21 protein-coding genes are annotated in these 19,499 nt (G+C 72.4%); 9 read left to right on the forward strand and 12 right to left on the reverse strand.

Features of this window, described 5'->3' with window-relative positions; translation table 11 throughout:
* Positions 1-8: 8 nt before the first annotated feature.
* Positions 9-1,265, forward strand: coding sequence for a lactate racemase domain-containing protein (locus Asera_RS13055; protein ID WP_030445663.1), 1,257 nt, complete (start codon positions 9-11; stop codon positions 1,263-1,265).
* A 140-nt stretch (positions 1,266-1,405) separates the two neighbouring features.
* On the opposite strand, the gene Asera_RS13060 is transcribed toward Asera_RS13055, so the two are convergent.
* Positions 1,406-2,575, reverse strand: coding sequence for a glycoside hydrolase family 76 protein (locus Asera_RS13060; RefSeq protein ID WP_051802083.1), 1,170 nt, complete (start codon positions 2,573-2,575; stop codon positions 1,406-1,408).
* A gap of 229 nt (positions 2,576-2,804) precedes the next feature.
* On the opposite strand from Asera_RS13060, the gene Asera_RS13065 reads away from it, so the two are divergent.
* The 7 genes from Asera_RS13065 (at position 2,805) to Asera_RS13095 (ending at position 7,949) form a co-directional block, all read left to right on the forward strand.
* On the forward strand, positions 2,805-3,809 hold the full coding sequence (locus Asera_RS13065; protein WP_030445661.1) for a hypothetical protein: 1,005 nt from the start codon (positions 2,805-2,807) through the stop codon (positions 3,807-3,809).
* A 265-nt stretch (positions 3,810-4,074) separates the two neighbouring features.
* Positions 4,075-4,365 carry a hypothetical protein gene (locus Asera_RS13070; protein ID WP_157034760.1) on the forward strand — a complete coding sequence of 97 codons (291 nt, stop codon included), beginning with the start codon at positions 4,075-4,077 and terminating at the stop codon, positions 4,363-4,365.
* 95 nt (positions 4,366-4,460) lie between these two features.
* On the forward strand, positions 4,461-5,066 hold the full coding sequence (locus tag Asera_RS13075) for a winged helix-turn-helix domain-containing protein (protein ID WP_030445659.1): 606 nt from the start codon (positions 4,461-4,463) through the stop codon (positions 5,064-5,066).
* Positions 5,056-5,760, forward strand: a complete 705-nt coding sequence (locus tag Asera_RS13080) for an SRPBCC family protein (protein ID WP_030445658.1) — start codon at positions 5,056-5,058, stop codon at positions 5,758-5,760. The genes Asera_RS13075 and Asera_RS13080 overlap by 11 nt, the downstream gene beginning before the upstream one ends.
* Before the next feature lie 239 nt (positions 5,761-5,999).
* A complete protein-coding gene (locus tag Asera_RS13085; protein ID WP_212804573.1) occupies positions 6,000-6,296 on the forward strand; it encodes a hypothetical protein in 297 nt (98 codons plus the stop codon).
* A 164-nt stretch (positions 6,297-6,460) separates the two neighbouring features.
* Complete coding sequence (locus tag Asera_RS13090; RefSeq protein ID WP_244844175.1) at positions 6,461-6,898, forward strand: universal stress protein; 438 nt, start codon at positions 6,461-6,463, stop codon at positions 6,896-6,898.
* Positions 6,899-6,968: 70 nt separating this feature from the next.
* A complete protein-coding gene (locus Asera_RS13095; protein ID WP_030445655.1) occupies positions 6,969-7,949 on the forward strand; it encodes a quinone oxidoreductase family protein in 981 nt (326 codons plus the stop codon).
* 255 nt (positions 7,950-8,204) lie between these two features.
* Here the strand turns inward: Asera_RS13095 and Asera_RS13100 are convergent, their stop codons facing one another.
* From Asera_RS13100 to Asera_RS13120, 5 genes are all read right to left on the reverse strand, one after another.
* Positions 8,205-8,888, reverse strand: coding sequence for an alkylmercury lyase family protein (locus Asera_RS13100; RefSeq protein ID WP_030445654.1), 684 nt, complete (start codon positions 8,886-8,888; stop codon positions 8,205-8,207).
* 127 nt (positions 8,889-9,015) lie between these two features.
* The gene (locus Asera_RS13105; RefSeq protein ID WP_244843859.1) at positions 9,016-10,464 is read right to left on the reverse strand and encodes an amino acid permease; all 1,449 of its coding nucleotides are present in this window, start codon (positions 10,462-10,464) and stop codon (positions 9,016-9,018) included.
* 185 nt (positions 10,465-10,649) lie between these two features.
* Positions 10,650-11,315, reverse strand: coding sequence for an HAD family hydrolase (locus tag Asera_RS13110; RefSeq protein ID WP_030445652.1), 666 nt, complete (start codon positions 11,313-11,315; stop codon positions 10,650-10,652).
* Between the two features lie 99 nt (positions 11,316-11,414).
* Positions 11,415-11,864, reverse strand: a complete 450-nt coding sequence (locus Asera_RS13115) for a GreA/GreB family elongation factor (RefSeq protein ID WP_030445651.1) — start codon at positions 11,862-11,864, stop codon at positions 11,415-11,417.
* 235 nt (positions 11,865-12,099) lie between these two features.
* Complete coding sequence (locus tag Asera_RS13120) at positions 12,100-12,975, reverse strand: NmrA/HSCARG family protein (RefSeq protein ID WP_030445650.1); 876 nt, start codon at positions 12,973-12,975, stop codon at positions 12,100-12,102.
* 115 nt (positions 12,976-13,090) lie between these two features.
* On the opposite strand from Asera_RS13120, the gene Asera_RS13125 reads away from it, so the two are divergent.
* Positions 13,091-13,672 (forward strand): TetR/AcrR family transcriptional regulator, encoded by a 582-nt coding sequence (locus Asera_RS13125; RefSeq protein WP_030445649.1) that lies wholly within the window; start codon positions 13,091-13,093, stop codon positions 13,670-13,672.
* 40 nt (positions 13,673-13,712) lie between these two features.
* On the opposite strand, the gene Asera_RS13130 is transcribed toward Asera_RS13125, so the two are convergent.
* The 6 genes from Asera_RS13130 to Asera_RS13155 all read right to left on the reverse strand — a co-directional run bounded on the left by Asera_RS13130 (position 13,713) and on the right by Asera_RS13155 (position 19,234).
* On the reverse strand, positions 13,713-15,602 hold the full coding sequence (locus tag Asera_RS13130; protein ID WP_030445648.1) for a PQQ-binding-like beta-propeller repeat protein: 1,890 nt from the start codon (positions 15,600-15,602) through the stop codon (positions 13,713-13,715).
* A 420-nt stretch (positions 15,603-16,022) separates the two neighbouring features.
* Complete coding sequence (locus Asera_RS13135; RefSeq protein WP_051802081.1) at positions 16,023-16,499, reverse strand: YkvA family protein; 477 nt, start codon at positions 16,497-16,499, stop codon at positions 16,023-16,025.
* The gene (locus tag Asera_RS13140) at positions 16,489-17,097 is read right to left on the reverse strand and encodes a cation efflux transmembrane domain-containing protein (RefSeq protein ID WP_211255537.1); all 609 of its coding nucleotides are present in this window, start codon (positions 17,095-17,097) and stop codon (positions 16,489-16,491) included. Before Asera_RS13140 ends, Asera_RS13135 begins: the two co-directional genes overlap by 11 nt.
* A 14-nt stretch (positions 17,098-17,111) precedes the next feature.
* On the reverse strand, positions 17,112-17,693 hold the full coding sequence (locus Asera_RS13145) for a Chromate resistance protein ChrB (RefSeq protein ID WP_051802079.1): 582 nt from the start codon (positions 17,691-17,693) through the stop codon (positions 17,112-17,114).
* Positions 17,694-17,751: 58 nt separating this feature from the next.
* Positions 17,752-18,579, reverse strand: coding sequence for an SDR family NAD(P)-dependent oxidoreductase (locus Asera_RS13150; protein WP_030445644.1), 828 nt, complete (start codon positions 18,577-18,579; stop codon positions 17,752-17,754).
* A gap of 292 nt (positions 18,580-18,871) precedes the next feature.
* Positions 18,872-19,234 carry a DUF4190 domain-containing protein gene (locus Asera_RS13155; RefSeq protein WP_084131216.1) on the reverse strand — a complete coding sequence of 121 codons (363 nt, stop codon included), beginning with the start codon at positions 19,232-19,234 and terminating at the stop codon, positions 18,872-18,874.
* Positions 19,235-19,499 lie beyond the last annotated feature (265 nt).

Below are 19,499 nucleotides of genomic sequence, written 5' to 3' on the forward strand. Positions count from 1 at the left end.
GAGGTGCGATGACGGCCGAGGCGATCGGTGGGCCGGCGCAGACGCTGGCGCCGGAACGGGTCGACGCGTTCGTGCGCGAGGTGCTCGGCGCCGACGACTACACCGGCCGCTCGGTGTGCGTGCTGGTACCCGACGCCACCCGCAGCTGCCCGCTGCCGCTGCTGCTCGACGCGGTGCACGGCGCGCTGGCCGGCCGGGTCGCCCGGCTCACCGTGCTGGTCGCGCTCGGTACCCACGCCGGTCTCGCCGAGCCGGACCTCGCCGCGCTGGTGGGGGCGAAGCCCGGCGGCATCGGCGACCGGTACCCGGGAATGACGGTGCGCAACCACGAGTGGTGGGATCCGGCCCAGCTGACCACCGTCGGGCGGCTTTCCGCCGACACCGTCGCGCGGTTGTCCGGCGACCGGCTGCGTACCGGTGTCGAGGTCACCGTGAACCGCGCCGCGGTCGAGCACGACACGCTGCTGGTGGTCGGGCCCGTGTTCCCGCACGAGGTGGTCGGCTTCTCCGGTGGCAACAAGTACCTGTTCCCCGGCATCGCCGGGCCGCAGGTGATCGACCTGTCGCACTGGCTCGGTGCGCTGATCGGCAGCGCCGAGATCATCGGTACCCGGGGGACCACGCCGGTGCGCGCGGTCATCGACGCGGCCGCCGCGCTGGTACCGGCGCGCCGGCGGGCGCTGTGCGTGGTGGTCGAGTCCGGCACCAACGCGCTGCACTCGGTCGCCTACGGCGGTACCGAGGACGCCTGGGCCAGCGCCGCCGAGGTCGCGGCGCGCTCGCACGTGCGCTACCTGGATGCGCCGGTGCCACGGGTGCTGTCGGTGATCTCGACGCGCTACGACGAGCTGTGGACCGCCGCGAAGGGCATGTACAAGGTGGAACCGGTCGTCGCCGACGGCGGCGAGGTGGTGCTGTACGCGCCGCACGTGCGCACCGTCAGCCACACCCACGACGCCGAGATCCGCGCGATCGGCTACCACTGCCGCGAGTTCTTCACCGCCCAGTGGGACCGGTACCGCGACCATCCGTGGGGGGTGCTGGCGCACTCGACGCACCTGCGCGGCGCCGGCAGCTACGACCCGGTGCGCGGCGAGCGCTGCCGGGTGACCGTCACGCTGGCCACCGGCATCGACGAGGCCACCACCCGCTCACTCGGCCTGAACCACCGGGATCCCGCCGGCATCGATCCGGCCGCCTGGTCGGCCGATCCCGGCACGTTGGTGGTCCCCGACGCCGGCGAGATCCTCTACCGCCTGCGCTGAGGCGCCCGCGCAGGCGGTAGCGGCGTCTCGGCGGGGAGCCCGGCCGGCGCGCACCGTTGGCGGCGGATTCAGGCCGCCACCAACGGTCGTACGCGGAGGGCGCCTGGCCGAGTGGCGCCGCAGCGCCAGGGCGCTGCGCGTCAGGCGCGGCCGAGCAGTGCGAACAGCTGGACCGCGGCGGACTGGTTGAGGGTGCCGACCGGCTGCGCCGGATCCGGTGCGCCGCCGTTGGATGCCTGGAACCGGAACAGCCCGGTGGCCGGGTCCCGGTTGTCTCGCCACAGCCGCCGGGCGTAACTGTCCAAAGTGGATCGATAGGCGGGCAGCACCGGGAGCACGTCGCGGAACAGGAAGGCGTTGAACACCGCGGGCTGGGCGTACAGCCGGTCGCCGGTGGTCCAGTACGCCATCGCGCCGTGCGCGTCGCTCAGCGCCAGGGACCGCCAGTGCCGGTCGCCGGTCGCCTGGTACAGCGTGTTCGCGGTGCCGATCATCGCGCCGGAGTTGTAGGTCCACAGCGTGTCGTCGTAGCTGCCGTCGTCGGCGATGTCGTTGCGGTACAGGCCAGGCGAGCTCATCAGGCAGGCTCGGTTCCACCGGTAGGCGCGGGTTGCCCAGTGCAGGTAGGTCTCGTCCCGGGTGATCGCGTACAGGTTCGCGGCCAGCTCGGCGAACAGTCCGGTCACGTTGGCCGCGCGGATGGTGTTCCAGCTCGCCTCCACCCAGTGCATGCCGCCGGGGCAGGTCCGGGTCGGGTCGGTGTCCCAGCCGCGCAGGTCGGTGCGGAACGCCTGCTTCGCGCCGGCGAGCGCCTCGGCACCGCCGCCACCGCGGTAGGCGTCGACGAACGACAGGCCGACCACGGCGTTGTCGTCGTAGAACAGGTCGCCGTCGCCGCCCAGCGGCGCCGGCAGGTAGGAGTCGTACCCGGGCCGCGCCGGGTCGGTGCTGGCGTAGTGGCCGATGGCGGCGAACCGGTCGGCGACGTCGTCGGCGTAGCGCCGGTGGTTGCCGGGCAGTGCGCGCACCTCCAGCGTCGCCTGGGTGGCCTCGCGGAACTCCCACAGGTACGAGTACGGGTTGCCGCCGGCCGCCGCGGGCGTGCTCTCGGCGTACAGCCGGTGGCCGTCGTCGCCCAGGTAGAGGTGGTCCTGCAGGGCCCGGTAGCTGGCCTCGGCCCGCGCCGCCCACAACTGCCGGTCGGAGCGTCCGGTGCTGGCCGCCGCCGGGGTGGCAAGGGCGGCCGCGGCCAGTACCGCCAGCACCGCCACCAGCCATCGCTGGAATCTGCCGGATCGAGCCGCCTGCATGGTTGCGCCCCTTTCGTCGGCGATCGCAGCGACGTTAACGCTAACGTTGTCTCTGACACAAGGGGGCGGTAGGTATCGGCGTTATCGATATCTCGGATCCACGCCTCCCGGAGGCCACCGCGCCGGTCGGGCCGATGGAGCGGACCCACCGGGCTCGTGGCCGCCCCGGCGTGTGTCGACGGTCGGGACGCGGTGCACGGATGGATCGGACGACGAGCATGATGGGCGGATGAGTTCTTCGGTGCCCTCGGCCGAGCAACGGTTGTTCGACGCCGCGATGCGGTGGCCCAACAGCGGCGGTACCGCGGACGCGCACCAGCACCTGATCGACGCGGCAACGCAGGCCCTGCTCGACGGGCTGGACTCACCCGGGCTGCGGATGCTCGCCGGCGCTTCCACCCGGGACCGGTCCGACGAACTCTCCGGGCTGCTGGACACCAGCCTGACCGAGCTGTCGATCCCCCAGCCGGGGACGATGGAGCCGTGGCAGCGGATCGAGTCCGGCGGCCGGATCTACTCGCGGCTGCCGACCGACACGATCCGGTTCGCGGTGGCGCCGGTGCACGAGTCCGTCGGTGGGCACGAGGTGCGGGTGTACGTCAACGAGGTGGAACTGACCTCGCTCGGCGCCGGCCTGGGCATGGACCCGTTCGACCTGCTGGCCCCGACGAACCGGCTGGTGGCGACGGCGCAGCCGCAGCGGGTGCCGATCGCCCGCTGCGAGTGTGGCGTGTACGGCTGCGACGCGACCGATGTGCTGCTGGCGCGTGACGGCGATGCCGTGCACTGGGAGTGGCGTGGCCACGCGCCGCTCGACCACGGCGTCAGCTTTCTCGCCGCCGGGTACGACGCGGAGGTCGCAAGGATCGGGGCGGACCGGTCCTGGGAGACGGCGCACGACACCACCGCTCGGCTGGTACTGGCCGCGGTGGACGACAAGGCGCTCGCCCGGTACGGGCTCCGGTACAGCTGGGCCGCTCCGGACCGCCGGGACGACCGGCGGTTCGTGGTGTCGCTGTGGCTGGATGCCGACGGGCCGGATGGCCACGCGTTCCAGGTCTTCCTGCGGATCGGGCGGGGCGGCCGGACACCCGAGGAGGTCGCCGCGGACGTCGCGCGCATCGTGCGGCGACCACCGGAGCGATGGCCGGCCACCTACCACTGCACCGCACCGGGTGTCGAGGCTGCGCCGACGATCGCCGGCGCCTCGTGGCGGCGCGAGCGCCTCGGCTGAGCGGGCAGCGCACCCCGGCCGGCTCCGCCGACCGCGGTCAGCTGCTCGCCGAGCCCATCCGGGGGAGACGGCCGGGTTGGGCCGCTTCGTCGAACCGGCCGGGATCGACCGGTCGGGTGCCTATAGTCGAAGCCGGGCGACCGGACGAAGCCCGACTGCAGCTGCCGCTTGCCCTGGTGTCGAACGGATCGGACAGCCACTCGTGGCAAGGCGGGAGCGCGACGTGCAGCAGCCACCGAACCTACAGATCGAGATCCTAGACCGGTTGGCGATCGACGACCTGATCGGGAAGGTCCACAGCGCTGCGGCGCAACCCGGCGCGGCAGACCGGGTACGAGGATGGCGGTCCGAGCACGGCACCGAGCACGCCACCCCGCTGGCCCGCTCGTTCGTGGTGATCGGGCCCACGCTGATGTTCCTGCATCCGTGCCCGGACGGGGTCGTCCTGCCGTTCGCCGCCTATCCGGACGGCAGCACCAAGGTGTACACCGACGCCGAACACGCCGGGGAGAGCTTCTATCGCGACGCGGAGCCGGGCGCGAACCCGCCGGCGTGAGGGGCGAGCTCCGCCGAACCGGAGCCGCCGCGTGCCGTCCACCGACAAAGGCTCTCTCCTTGACAACTTAAGTTGTCGGTGAGACGGTGGCAGGCATGTTGGATGTCGGGGTGATCGACGAGCCCGCCGCCGCCGCGGCGACGCTGGACCCGGTGCGTGCCCGGCTGCTGCACGAGCTGGCGAGCCCGGCCTCCGCGTCGACGCTGGCGGCGCGGCTCGGGCTGAGCAGGCAGAAGGTCAACTACCACCTGCGCGGGCTGGAGCGGCACGGCCTGGTCGAACTGGTCGAGGAACGCCGCAAGGGCAACATGACCGAGCGGGTGCTGCGGGCGACCGCGCAGGCATACGTGATATCCCCGGCCGCCGCGGGCCCGGTGGCGCCGGATCCGGCCCGCGCGCCCGATCGGCTGTCCGCGCAGTGGCTGCTCGCGGTGGCCGCCCGGCTGGTCCAGGACCTCGGCGCGCTGATCACCGCGGGTGCCCGCTCCGGCCGGCGGGTCGCCACGTTCACCATCGACGGGGAGATCCGGTTCGCCAGTGCGACGGAGCGCGCCGAGTTCGCCGCCGAGCTGTCCGACGCGGTCGCCGGGCTGGTCGCGAAGTACCACGACGAGCACGCCCGCCGGGGCCGTCCGCACCGGATCGTGGTGGCGCTGCACCCGGCCATCCGACACACCGAGGAGGGACGACATGGGGCGTGAATTCGAGCTGCGCAAACAGGTCGAGCTGGCGGCCACGCCGGAGGAGGTGTGGCAGGCGATCTCGACGACGGAGGGCCTGACCGCGTGGTTCATGCCGATGGACATCGACCAGGGCGCGGATGGCGTCGAGGCGGATCCGCCGCGCCGGTTGCTCGTCCGTACACCGGCCGCCGAGGACGGCAGCACGCAGGCGTTCGAGTACCTGATCGAGGCGCGGGACGGTGGCAGCTGCGTGCTCCGGTTCGTCCACAGTGGAATCATCGGTGACGACTGGGACGACGAGACGTACGAGGAGATGATGGGCAGCGGCTGGGACATGTACCTGGACACGCTCGCCCAGTACCTCCGGTACTTCCACGGCCGGCCGGCGTCCTATGTGGAGGCGATGGCGTCGGCCACCGGTCGCTGGGACCGGCTGCTGCGCGTGCTCGGCGAGCCGAAGCTCGGTGCCACGGTGCGGATCGAGCTGCCGGAGGGGTCCCTCGTCAGCGGCGAGGTGGACTACCGCAGCGAGCACTTCGTGGGGCTGCGCACCGCGGACGCGCTCATCCGGTTCCACGACCGGTCGCCGATCGGCATGCCGGTCGCTGTCAGCGAACACCGGTACGGCACCCCGGAGCCGCCGGAGCGCACGCAGACCTGGCTGTCCTGGCTCGCCACCACCCTCGACGTACCCGAATCCCGCCCGGTCTGAACATCGACCGGTGACCGCGCCTGGACCCGTGCCCGTACCGCCCTGCCGGTACGGGCACGACCCGGTTGTGCCGGGCGCAGGACGGTTGCGCCGGTGCCCGGTCGGGTAGGGAGGGGACGTACCCGTCCGCGCGGCGGCGAAGGTGGTGGGAAGCGTTGGCCGGGAACGAGAATCCGCCCACGGGACGCTGCGCGCCGCCGGCCCGGGATCGGCCGGACACCAGGCCGTCGGCGCGATCGATGCGGGATGCGGTCGCCGCGTGGGACGAGCCACCGCCGGTACTGCGGCGCAGCGCCACGCTCGCACCGAGCCCGCGGCTAGCCCACGAGGCTCGGTCGGTGGTCGAGTCCGGTGCCCGCGACTGGACGCTGCCGCGATCGGTCGGCATGCGGGCGGCGTTGTCGGCCGGTGAGATGGTCAGCGGCGCGGTCGAGTCGGGTGCGGTCGAGCTGCGGCTGCTCGTCGAGCGCCGGCCGAACCGGCTCGCGGTCACCGTGCTGGCGCGCGGGACCGCGGCTCGGCACTCGGCGTGTTGACCGAGGTCACCCTCGACGCGTTCGCCGATTCGTGGTCCACGGAACCGACCCGCGACGGCAGGTGTACCAGCGCGACGTTCGTCGTGGACTGACGCCGGCCGGCGACGGGCCCTTACGGAGTGGCGAATCCGGTCGAACCGGCCGGCGGAGAGGAGCAGTGGGTGATGTACCGAAACCTCGTGGTGGCACTCGGCGGTGCGGACGACTCGTCCCGGGTACTGGCGCACGCGACCGGCTTGGCGAAGGCCGCCGGCGCGCGGGTACGGGTCCTGCACGTCCGCGCGGTCGACTGCGTCGAGCCGTCCACGTTGGGGATGGCGCCGTCGGCGCCGACCCTGGTCCGCGAGGAGCAGGGGGTGGCGCGGGAGCTGGTGGACCGCGCGGTCGCGGAGCTGGTCGGCGCCGGCGTCGACGCGTACGGCGACGTCGTCGAGGCGATGCGGGCCGAGGTGGCGGTGACCGTGTCGGCGGCGGCCGCGTCGGGCAACGCCGACCTGATCGTGGTGGGTGCGCACCAGGGCGGGCTGCTCGCGGCGTTGATGGGGAGCACGGGCGAGCGCGTCGCGCGGCTGTCCCCCATCCCGGTGCTGCTGGTTCCCTGACTCTTTCGATGCTTGTCGAACAATGTTGTAGTGTGGCGTCGACCTGCAGCGAACGTCAAGGGGTGGAGACATGCGTGCGTTGGTGATCAGCGAACCGTCCGACGGGCCGGACACCAGCCGGGTGGGCGAGCTGCCCGACCCGGAGCCGGGGCCGGGCGAGGTCACCATCGACGTCGAGTACGCCGGGATCAACTTCGTCGACGTGATGCTGCGCCGTGGCGACCAGCCGTACGCGGACAGCTTCCCGGCGTACCCGGGCGACGAGGTCGCCGGCACCATCCGGGCCGTCGGCGCGGGCGTCACCGGACTCGCCGCCGGTACCCGGGTCGCCGCGTTCATGACCGCGGGCGGGCTGGCCAGCATCGCGCGGGCTCGCGCCGAGCTGACCGTGCCGGTACCCGAGGGAGTGCCGGCACCGGCTGCGGCGGCGACGCCGGCCGTGCTGGCCACCGCGTACCTGCTGCTGGCCGAGGCGGCGCGGTTCCGCGGCGGCGACCGGGTGCTGGTGCACTCCGCCAGCGGCGGTGTCGGCAGCGCCGTGGCGCAGCTGGTACCGGTGCTCGGCGGCGGCCGACTGCTCGGCACCGTCGGCCGCGCCGGCAAGGTGGCGAGCGCGCTGGACGCCGGCTACGACGCCGCGTTCGCCCGCGACGCCGGCTACCCCGACCGGGTACGGGCGGCGGCCGGTGGCGGCGTCGACGTGGTCCTCGACGCGCTCGGTGCCGGGGAGCTCGACAACGACCTCGCGCTCACCGCACCCGGCGGCCGGATCGTACTGTTCGGCAACGCCTCCGGCGGCGCTCCCGCCGCGCTTCCGAACATCCCCCGGTTGATGGGCGGCAACGTCTCGGTCGGTGGCTTCTCCATCTCCGGCCTGTCTCGTACCGCGCCGGATCGGGTCGCCGCCGCGATGAGCCGCTGCTTCGAGCTGCTCGCCGCCGGGCGGGTCGGACTGCCGGTCACCGAGGTCGACGGGCTCGCCGCGGTACCGGCGGTGCACCAACTGCTCGCCGAGGGGCGGGGCCAGGGCAAGTACGTGGTCCGGGTCTGAGCCGCAACGCGTCGAAGGGATGGCGCGGCTCACGTTCTTCTCACCGATCTCGCCGACCTGCCGGCGGTGCGCACGGCCCGCGACGAGTTCCTCGCCGGCGGACCGCTGCCCACCAGCTCGCTGGTTCAGGTCGTGGCCTGGTCCTGCCCGGCGCCTGGATAGAGATCGACGCCCTCGTCGTGGTCGACGACGGCGCCACCGGCTAGCAAGCTGGTCAGGGAAGACCGACGACGGCGCCGCCGGTGAGTGAACTGGTCAGGGAAGACGCCAGAACTCCCCGGTCAACCCGCGGGACTCGAGGAGGGCCTGGTTGTGGCCCCGGCTGTGCGGCGCGTAGTCGCCGTCGAGTCGATCGCCGTACCACGGCTGAGCGAGGGACCACACGGTCGTGGCGCCCACGATCTGCCCGTCGGTCTCGCCCCGGCGGGTGGACCACGAACCGGCGTGCTGCGGGTTGCAGAACAAGCGAATCCGGGTACAGGTGGCGACGACGTCGTCCCACCACCGGGCGGCGGGCTTCGGGAACCAGACGGCCATCGCACCGGTGCTCGGCGCCGTCTCCGGGCCGGCCTCGATCGACAGCGCGCCGCCGCACTCCGGGCACGCGGTGTCGATGCGGACCTCGAGTTCGAGTGCCGCGCCGATCCCGAACGAGTCCCAGGCGCAGCCGCCCCACCACCGGCGGTCGTCCCGGCCGTCGACCGGCGTGACCACGAAGGCCATCGGGGCGGTCGAGAAGGGGTGTGCCATCCGCACCGCATCGCCGTCCGGCGCGAGAACCAGCGCATGCAGCTCGGCGAGCTCGCGCAGGTTCGTCAACACGGCCTCGGGCGGCAGCCCGGCACGGCGCGCCAACTCGGCCACCGACGGCGCCCGCCCCTCGTTGGCGAAGGTGGCGTAGACGAGCTGGCGCAGCTGCCAGATGTCGGCGGTGGCCATGCGGTCTTCCTCTCGCTCGGGTGTCGGCCGGTCGGGTGGACGGCGCCCCTCGGCACGATAACCCGGTGCGGAAGTCGGCCTGCCGGACCGCGTCCGGCCCGGTGGCCGGTCGTCGGCGCGGATCAGCTCAGGCGCGCAGCCGCGCGTGGCGGCGCCCGTAGCCGACGTAGATGGCCAGCCCGACGACCAGCCACACCAGGAAGCGCAGCCAGGTGGCCACGGACAGGTTGAGCATCAGGTACAGGCAGGCCAGCGCCGAGACGATCGGCAGCACCGGGCTCAGCGGTACCCGGAACGCCCGGGGCAGCTCCGGGCGGCGCCGGCGCAGGACCGGTACCGCGATCGACACCAGCAGGAAGGCGAACAGCGCGCCGACGCTGACCAGGTCGGCCAGCGCGGTCAGCGGGAGGAGTCCGCCGATGACCATGATGAGCACGGTGGCGATGATCGTCACCCGTACCGGTGTGCCGAACCTCGGGTGCAGCCTGGCGATGGGGGAGGGCAGCAGCCCGTCGCGGCCCATCGCGAAGCCGACCCGGCCGATGCCCACCAGCTCGACCAGGATCACCGAGGTCAACCCGCACACCGCGGCGATCGAGACGAGGACGCCGGCCCAGCGCGCACCGACGCTGTCGAACGCCGAGGAGATCGGCGAGCCGGCGTCGATGTGGCGGTAGTCGACCATGCCGGCGAGGACCAGCGAGACGCCGACGTACAGCACGGTCGCGGCGACCAGGGTGCCGAGCAGCCCCCATGCCATGTCCTTCGCCGGCCGCTTCGCCTCCTCGCTGAGGTTCGCCACCGCCTCGAACCCGGTGTAGGCGAAGAAGACCACGGCCGCGGCGGTCAGGACGCCGGCGAAGCCGAACGCCGACGGCGCCGCGCCGGACAGCACCTGGACCAGGGGCTGCCCGGCGCCGGTGGCGACCTCCGACGCCGGGGCGGACGGCGGAACGAACGGTGTCAGGTTGCCGCCCCGTACGAAGAACGCGCCGGCGACCACGACGAACAGGCAGATGGCCACCTTCACCACCACCAGCGTGTTGGTGACCCGCGCCGACTCCTTGATGCCCACCGCCGCGACGACCCCCAACGCTGCCGTGATCGCCATCGACCCCAGGTTGACCACCGACCGTTCACCGAACAGTTCGGTCGGCAGCCCGAACAGGTTCTGCAGGTAACCCGACCAGCCTCGGGACACCACCGACGCGCCGAGGATGAACTCCAGGATCAGGTCCCAGCCGATGATCCAGGCCACCAGCTCGCCGATCGTGGCGTACGCGTAGGTGTAGGCGCTGCCGGCGGTCGGGACGCTGGAGGCCAGCTCGGCGTAGCACATCGCGGCGAGCAGGGCGACCACCCCGGCAATGACGAACGACAGCACGACGCCCGGTCCGGCGTGCTGCTTGGCCTCCACGCCGGTCAGGGTGAAGATGCCGGTACCGATCACGATGCCGACGCCGAAGCCGATCAGGTCGAGGCGGCCGAGTCGCTTGCGCAGCCGCCCCGTCGGCGCGTCGCCGCTGTCCTGCGACAGGACAGCCTCGAGCGGCTTCTTCCGCAGGATCTCGGTCACGTCGCCGCCTCGTCGGCACTGCGGCGAGACGGCGGATCGGGTGGCGCAGATCGAGCGATCATGTGCTCGCTGTACCCCGACCCGCCGTGAACATGCCTTCCCTGCGCTGCGACCCATCGCGCGAGGCGCATACCTCAGCCGGGTCGGACGTGCCGGTACGCGCGTGCAGGGCGCCGCCGCGGGCGTCAGGCGAGCGGGGTGTCGTCCAGGGCCGCGGCAAGGTCGGCCGGGGTGTCGTAGAGCGCCATGGCGCCGGCGTTGCGCAGCTCGTCGTCGCCGAAGCCGCCCGACCGGACCACGATGGCCGGCATCCCTGCCTTGTGCGCAGCCTGCACGTCCCAGACCGAGTCGCCCACCATCACGCTCGGCGCATCGCGCGGGGCGCCGATCTTGGCCAGCGCCATGTGCAGCAGGTCCGGCGCGGGTTTGGATGCTTCGACGTCGGCGGCGGAGGTCCAGTCATCGACGAGTTCGCGTGCGTCCAGCTTGTCGAGAAATGTCGTCACATGGTGCTGCTGGCCGGAGCTGGCCAGGACGAGCCGGTGGCCACGGTGCCGGATGGCCTGGAGCAGCTCCCGGGAGCCGGGCAGCGGCTCCATCTCATCCAGCATGGCATCGACCTGTTCAGCTTGACGTTGTCGTACCTGATCGCCGACGTTGCGCTCCAGCTCCTCGCCGCCCAGAGCGGTGGGTACGTGGTCCCCACCCATACCGATGAGCCGATGCAGCTGCCACACGGGGTAGATCTCGTGCACCGACCGCAGCGCCCGGTACCAGGCGAGCGCGTGCTGGTAGTTGGAGTCGATGAGTGTCCCGTCGATGTCGACGACGGCGATGATGGACTCGGTCATGCGTACCAGCTACCCGCGACGGCGGGTGCCACGCGTCGCACCCTCGGGCACCGTTCGGCTGACGGCGTGTTCCGTACCCACATGAGGCTGGCGCGGCGGTCAGGGCAGGTGCAGCTCGAGAAGTTCGGCGCGCAGCTCGCCGGCCGGGGTGGACCACGTCACGGTGTCGCCGACGCTGCGGCCGAGCAGAGCCTGGGCGAGTGGGCTGTCGCGAGTGATCGCCGTGCCGGTGGCGCTGGTGGCCGGTACCGGGGCGAGGTGGACTCGTTCGGTGTCGCCGTCGGCGAATCGCAGCACCAGCCTGGTACCGAAGGGCAGGGTCCCGGCCTCGCCGGGGTCGGCGCGCGTGGCGTCGACGAGGAGCCGCTCCAACTGCGCGATGCGCAGATCGAGCCGGCGCAGCTCGTTGACGCGTTCCACGCCCTCGGCCTGATCGGCGGCATCGCCGCACAACCGATCGGTGAGCGTGTCGGCCACCTGCTGACGCTGCCGGTGTGCGGTGGCGAGTTCCTCGCGCAGGTGCTGCAGCGTGCTTGCCTCGGTGGTCACCGGTGACCCTCCCTTGCGGGGCGCACGTCTGATCGGTCGGCAAGCCGCGAGCCCCATACGGCCATCCAGAAACTCTGCCACGCAGAACGCGGCAGGTCTCGCGATTCGCCTATTGGTCCACGACCCGGCCGCCACGGCGAGCGGGCCGGCCTGTGCGTGTTCCGTCGCGGACGCGGGGGCCGTGCCTGACCCGCGAGAGTGTACGCACGCGGGCCAGGGCAGCGGGCCGGGGTGATCAGGATCGAGCGTCCAGCAGCGCCCGGATCAGCTCTGCTCCCTTGTGGTCGAGCCAGTTCCGGAAACTCATCAGTCCGGGGTGCAGGGAACGCAGGTCGTCGATGTCGATGTCGGGGACGCGGCCGTCGCCGCTGTTGAGCATCTCGTAGCCGCGGGCGAATCGTTCGTTGATGCGGCGCAGTTCCTCGATCGGTCGCTGGATGTACGGGACGTCGCGCCCGAGCGCGGCGCTGATCTGGGCGGCGACCTCGGGCGGTGTCAGTGCGTCACCGACCAGCTCCAGTGTCCGGCCGCGGTGGTCGTCCGGGCTCCGGAACGCGAGTGCCGCAAAGGTGCCGATGTCGTCGAGCGCGATGAACTGCTGGCGCACGTGCGGGGCGGCGGCGGTGCGTAGGGCGCCGTCTCGTACACCGACCGTCGCGGCCTGCGTGATCAGGTTCTCCATGAACGAGCTCGGCCGCAGTACCGTTGCCGACACGCCTGCCGCGGCGATGTACTGCTCGATCTCCCATTTGGTGGGCTGGCCGCCGCGGTCGGCGCCGAGTCCGGAGCTGTAGACGAGGTGCCGGACGCCGTGCTTCACGGCGGCATCCGTGATGGCCTTACCGGCCTGGACCTCGTCCTGGTCGGGGGCCAGTGGCCCCGGATGCACGCTGAAGATGCCGTAGACGCCCTCGGTGCAGCGGTCGATGGCGGCGGGATCCGCCAGCGAGCCCGCGACCACCTCGGCACCGGCGGCCGCCAGCGTTCGAGCCCTGGTGCTGTCCGGATGGCGGGTCAAGGCTCGCACCTGCCATCCGTCCGCGAGCAGGCGGTCCGCGACCGCTCCGCCTTGCTGCCCGGTCGCGCCGGTAACGAAAACAACCTGGTCCACGTGTGTCCTCCGTGGTGGGTGCGGCCCCGCACGCTGCAAGCGGAGAGGACTCTCCGCCTAGCTCGAATATACGGAGAGATCTCTCCGGTTGCAATATCGGGACTACGATCGAGCGGTGAGCGACCACGCCGCACCCACCACCAGGCCGCTGCGCGCCGATGCCCGGCGCAACCGCGATCAGGTCCTGGCCGTCGCCCGGGAGATGCTGTCGACCGGAGGCTCGTCGGTGTCGTTCGACGAGATCGCGCGCCGCGCCGGGGTGGGCGTCGGCACCGTGTACCGGCACTTCCCCACCCGCGCCGCTCTGTTCGAGGCGGTCGTGCTCGGCCGCATCGAGAAGTTCGTCGAGCGCGCCCGCACGCTGTCGGCGGACAGTGCCGTACCGGGCGACGCCTTCCGCGACTACTTCGCCTACCTGGTCGGCGACATCGCGCTCAACCAGGCGCTCTGCGAGGCGCTCGATGGTGATCCCGGCACGGCGCTGTCGGTACCCGATCAGCTGCGGTCCGACTTCGTCGAGTGGTTCGACCGCCTGCTCTGCCAGGCGAAGGAGGCCGCGGAAGTGCGGGCCGATGTCGATATCGCCGACGTACTGGACCTGCTCATCGGCGCCGCGGTAGCCGAGCGCCGCGCCCGACTGCGCGCCGCTCCGAACCGATCGATCGCCGTGGTGCTCGACGGCCTTCGGCCGCGCTGACGGACCGACGCCCGCCTCGCGGAGGGCAGCGGCCTCGCCGTCAGCGCAGGCCGACCACGCGGCTCACCCCGCCGGCGGCAAGGTGTTCCCGGGACACCACGACCCAGGCCCCCGGTGCGGCGGTCAACGACGACCGGGGAAGGTCGGAGCTTTCCTGGTACGGCCCGCCGAGGTCCACCGGGATCTGGTGTCGCCGGCCGGACGGCAGGTCCTGTACCTGCACGACCTCGGTGCCCCGCGCCCCGTTGGCATCGCTCGCGCTGAGACAACCCACGGCGCCGGCGGCGAAGGTCCACCCGTCGTCGGCGTAGAACCCTGTCGCGCCGGGGGCAGCCGCGCTGAAGATCGTCCTGTCGTCGAAGGAGCACGGTGCCTTCGGCACCGGCCACGCCCCGCCGTCGGCGTCGTGTACGACGATCCCGCGGTCACCGTCGCTGCGCACCCACCGGGTGCCGGACAGCGCGTGCCTGCGGTACGAGCGGCTCCGGCCGGTGCGCGGATCGAACGCCACGGTGAGGCTCTTGCGGCCCAGGCTGATCTCGGCGCCGTACCACGAGCCGTCCGCCGCGGCCTCAGCGTCGATGCCGTACACCTCAGGCGAGTGTCCCGGAAGCGGCACCCGCCGCTGCCACAACGGCGTTGCGCTCGTACCGTAGGCGACGAAGTGCACGAAGCGCACCGCGTCGCTGGCGTGGCGGTAACACATGATCGGGAAGATCACCGCGGCCCTGGTCTGCCGCCACACGTTCCTGACGTAGTCGAGTCGACAGTCCTCCGCCGGCCGGTAGCGCCACAGGTGGTGGCCGTCGCGCAGCGACCAGGCGTCGACCGTCGGCCGGCCCTCGGCGCCGGGGGACGAGGACAGCCACAGATCGTCGGTCATCGGGATCTGTCCGAACTCCTTCGCACCCCCGTTTATGTAGCGGACGCGTCCGGTGGTGGCGTCGAGGGCCACCAGCTGGCTCCGATCTGGCCCCCAGTGCAGTAGGGCGCTCCTGCCGCCCGGACTGACCGACAGGTGCTCGACGCTCGCGCCGGGGCGCCGGTACGTCCAGCGGATCCGTCCGGTCAGCCCGTCGACGGCGACGACGCCGTCCTCGAGCAACACCAGCACACCGGGCCCGGCCGGTACGACGTCGACCACCTCGCTCGGCATCGCCCGCGACCACGCCACCCGCGACACCGTGGCCGGTACGGCCGGGGTACCGGCAACGGGCGCCACGGTGGCGACCAGGCCGTAACCGGGCGCGCCGACCGCGCCGACCGTGGCCGCCACGACGACGACCACCGCGGCAGCCGTCGTGGCGAGCAGCGCACGCCGGACGCCGACGGTACCGCGACGACGGCCGGTGACGAGGACCACCAGCGCCCCAACCAGTACAGCCAGTGCACCCACCCCGGCCGTCACGGTCCTGGGTCCAAGGAACCCGGTGGACAGCTCGACGCGTACCGCCGCCACCGCCCACCCGGTCGTCACGATCGCCCAGGCCACCAGCAGGGGGCTGGCCACGCGGAAGCTGCTCCGCTCGACCCACACCCATCGCCGGTACCAGGCGGTCAGCGCCCAGACGACCAGCACGCCGCCCAGCGCCACGGTCAGTACTCGCAGCGAATGGTCGCTGAGCCAGTGGTGGTGGCGAGCGGGCCAGTGCATGTATGCCCGGACTCCGTGGGCAAGACCGCGCGGGACCAGCCATCCGGCGGCGAACACCGTCGCGATGCCGGCTCCGATCAGCCCACCGCCCAGTGCCACCGGCCACCGCCAGACCGCCGGCGCAGCCGACTCTGTCGTGCCGGGGTCCTCGGGCGTCGACGAAGGAGGCGAGTAGGCCGCGAGCCGTGCGGCGAAACCGTGGTCGATGTCCGCGCCGGCGGACCGCTCGTCGTCGGCTGCCGCATCCGTACCGTCGGGCTCGTCGCGCGCCGCCACCCTGCCACCCTTCCTGTCGACCGGGTGCGGCGCGCCGAGCATCGAGGCGCGGCACCCCGGGGAGTCCCGGCCGAGCCTAGGTGCGAAACGATCGACCGTGCCACGCAATACGCGCCGCGACGATCTCCGGCCGACCGTCAGCGGAAACCGGAGTTCCGGGCGCCTCGTGGTCCCCGGCCGGCCGTTTTCCCTGCGTACCAGGCATGCCAGGGAGCAGCGACGGGCCGGCGACCGGCGGGTCGCTGGGCACACCCGCACCGCGGCCTCGCACGCTGGGCCGATCCGCACCGGCCGATGGAAGACCTGGCGCTGTGGCGGTCGCCGTTCACACGGCTGCTGCGCGAGTGCTGATCCTGACCACCGTCGGCCACGACGAGTACGTGTCCGGGGCGCTGCGTGCCGGCGCCTCGGGCTTCCTGCTCACGGACACCCCCGCGGTCGACCTGCTCGGCGGCCGCCGCCTCGTCGTGGCCGGGGGAGTCGTTGGGCGGGCCCGGTGCGGGTGAGGCGGTGGACGGCGGCGAGGCCGTCGGGGGTGCCGGGCCAGTGCCGGGCGATCGCGTCGGGCCCGGCCCGGCGGATGGTGGAGCGCAGCACGATCGCGACCACGATGGCGTCGTCGGCGTAACCCAGCACGGGAACGAAGTCCGGGATCAGGTCGATGGGCAGGGCGAGGTAGCCCAGCAACAACCACAACCGGACCCGCACCCCGCGGGGCAGGGACGGGTCGCGGGCGAGCCGGGTCACCAGCCGCAGCAGGTCGGGCAGGATGCGCATCATCTCGCCGAGCAGCCCACCTGCCGGGCGGGCGACGGCGAGAAACGCGACCAGGATCAGCCACAGCACGACCAGCCCGCCGACCGCGCCGGCCGCGGCGACCAGTACGTCAGTCCACATCGACGCCGCCGTGCTCGACTCGGGTGTCGCGCCAGATCGTGCGCACCTCGCGGGTGGCGTAGCCGGCCAGTACGTAGCCGGCGAGCGGATCGGCCCACCACCAGCCGGCGGCCGCGTTGAGGACCAGCCCGGCCAGTACCGCGATCGCCAGGATCGCGTCGACCAGGGTGACCCGGCCCTCGGTGGCCAGCACCGGGTTCCCCAGCGCCGCACCGGTACGGGCCTTGCCGGTGGCCAGTGCGAACATCACCGCGGCGGTGAGGGCGGTCCATCCGATCCCGGCCGGCGAGTGGCCCGGCCGCGCACCCTCGACCAGCACGACCGTGGACTGCACGGCCAGGTAGGCCGCCAGCGCGGTGAACGCCACGCCGATCAGCCGCAGCCCGCGCCGCTGTCGCGTCGCGCCGGCGCCGGACAGCTCCCACACCACCACGACCGAGGCGCCGACCTCGATCAGCGAGTCGAGCCCGAATCCCGCCAGCGCAACCGATCGAGCGCGGGTCGCGGCGAAGGCCACGATCACGATACCGACGGCGTTCCAGCCGAGCGTGAGGTACTCCAGGGCGAAGCCGCGGCGCACCAGGCGTCGGTGCGACACGCCCCCCACTGGGCTCACCTGCCTCGGTCGGGCCGCGCGGGTCCGACCGAGGGCGGATGGTCGGCGCCGGCGGAACGTTCGGTGAACTCCTGCATCCGTTGTGCGGCCCGATCGACCGCCCGCTCCGCCGCCGCGCGCCCGCCCGCCCCGTACCGGTCACGGGCGCCGACGGTGGCGAGCCAGCGGCGCAGCTTGGCCAGGTCCGCCTCGTTCTCCTCCACCTCGGCGAAGGTGAACTTGCCCCGCGCCGATTCGGTGGCAAGCTCGGTGACCAGCGCTTCGGCGCGCTCGACGACCTCGGCGTACTCGGCGTCGCGGTCCGCGTTCGCCCGCGCCACCAGCGCCCGATGCGCCGGGATGCTCATCGCGTCGATCGGGTAGAGGTCGAAGCTGCCCCCGGCCTCGGTCACTCCGGCGGCGAGCGCGGACAGTGCGGCGTCATCGGCGGCGCCGGCCGGGAGCAGGCAGGTCGACGCGCCGACGTACACCGCGCCCAGCCGGTGCAGCCGGCGCCAGGTCGACACGCGTGCCGTCGACGGCTGCGCGGGCGCCCGGTAACCGATCAACAGCCACGCTCGGCTCTCGTCCGCACTCACGAGGCTATGGTGCAACAAGTGTTGCATCAATGCAACACTTGTTGCATCCCGCCGCTGGTCAGGGTGCGGAGACCAGCTCGGCGGTGCGATCCCACAGGGCGCGGGCGAGCTCCGGGTCGGCGGCCTGGCGGTTGACCGGACCCGCCGGCCGGCTCTTCTCGTAGTACCCGCCGGACTGCCAGGTCTCGCCCGGCGTGCCGCCGGCGAGGAAGCTCAGCCGGGCACCGCCCTGCTCCGCGCTGACCAGGAACAGCTTCATCACCGGCAACCGGTAGGAGAAGCGCACCAGCGCGGAGCCGGTGGAACCGAAGTTGCTCGACACCGCACCGGGATGGAACGCGGCCGCGAACAGCCCCTGCTCGTGGTAGCGGCGATGCAGTTCGTTGGTGAACAGGATGTTGGCCAGCTTGGTGTCGCTGTAGGCGCCGGTCGCGCTGCGCTTGCGCAGGGTGCCGAGCTCGTCGACGTCGATCCGGCCGCCCTTGGCCATCGCGCTGGACGTCTGGATCACCGCGGCGTTCGAGGCGATCAGCCGCTCCAGCAGCAGGCTGGTGAGCAGGAACGGCGAGAGGTGGTTGATCTGCAGGGTCTGGTCGAAGCCGTCGGCGGTGGTCTGCTGGCTGAAAATGCCGCCGGCGTTGTTGGCCAGCACGTCGATCCGCGGGTACGCGTCGAGCAACTCCCGCGCGAGCGCCCGCACCTGGTCGAACTGCACGAAGTCCGCCAGGTGGTACGGGCGGCCCAACTCCTCGGCGAGTCGCTTGGTCTTGTCCGGTGAGCGGCCGACGAGCACCACGTCGTCGCCGCGTTCGGTGAGTTGTCGGGCCGCGGCGGCGCCGATCCCGTCGCTGGCCCCGGTGATGACGATGGTCCGCTGCTCGGCCATGAGCCCTCTTCCTCACTACCAGAAGGTCGAACGTGAGAGGAACGTGGCGGCGGATCCGGTCCGCTGCGTCTGGTGTCCATAATGGACCCGCGCGCAAGCCCGTATCGGCGAACCGTGCTACTTCGGACTTCTCGCCTGGCCGGGCGGAGCCGTTCGGTCGAGCCGGCTGGTTCGGTGGAGCCGGCTGGTTCGGTGGAGCCGGCTGGTTCGGTGGAGCCGGCAGGTTCGGTGGAGCCGGCAGGTTCGGTGGAGCGGGCCGGGCGAGGAGTTGCCTCCCCGCCCGGCGATGGGCTCAGGTCTGGTTCTGCAGCTGCTTCGCCAGGTTCATGCTGACGCCGGACACCAGCAGGATGATCTGGACGACGAAGTACACCGCACCGATGATGCCGAGGATCAGGCCGACGGTGCCCAGGGTCTTGTTGGTCGCCTGCCCGTTGTCGGCCTTCTTGCGGCCCAGCACGCCGAGAATGATGGCGGGCACGCCGCCCCAGATGCCGGCGTAGAAGCAGCAGAGGACGATCGACACGATGCCGGCGACCAGCGAGATGATGTTCAACGCGTTGCCGCTGGTGTCGGCCGGCTGGCCGCCCATGCCGGGCGGTGGCGGCGGCATGCCGGGGCCACCGGGGCCCTGCCCGTACGGGGGTTGCGACATTCCTCCGTCGTAGGGGTCGCCCGGGCCACCCGGCCCGGTCGGCGGGATCGTAGTCACGCTCGCGTTTCTCCTCCGTCAGCCACGGCGTCCTGGTCGACGCCGTGTGTTGGCCTGCGGGTCAGCCATACCCACACGGTCGGGAAAGACTACATCCGCAGGGCGTTGTCCCTCATCATCGACGGTGCTCGCAAACCCCGTGGTCCGCGCCCGGCGACGAGGTGGGCCGCGGTCGGTTGTCGAGTGGTGACCGGTGCGTGGCGCAGCG

This window comes from Actinocatenispora sera, from assembly GCF_018324685.1.
Taxonomy (GTDB): Bacteria; Actinomycetota; Actinomycetes; order Mycobacteriales; family Micromonosporaceae; genus Actinocatenispora; species Actinocatenispora sera.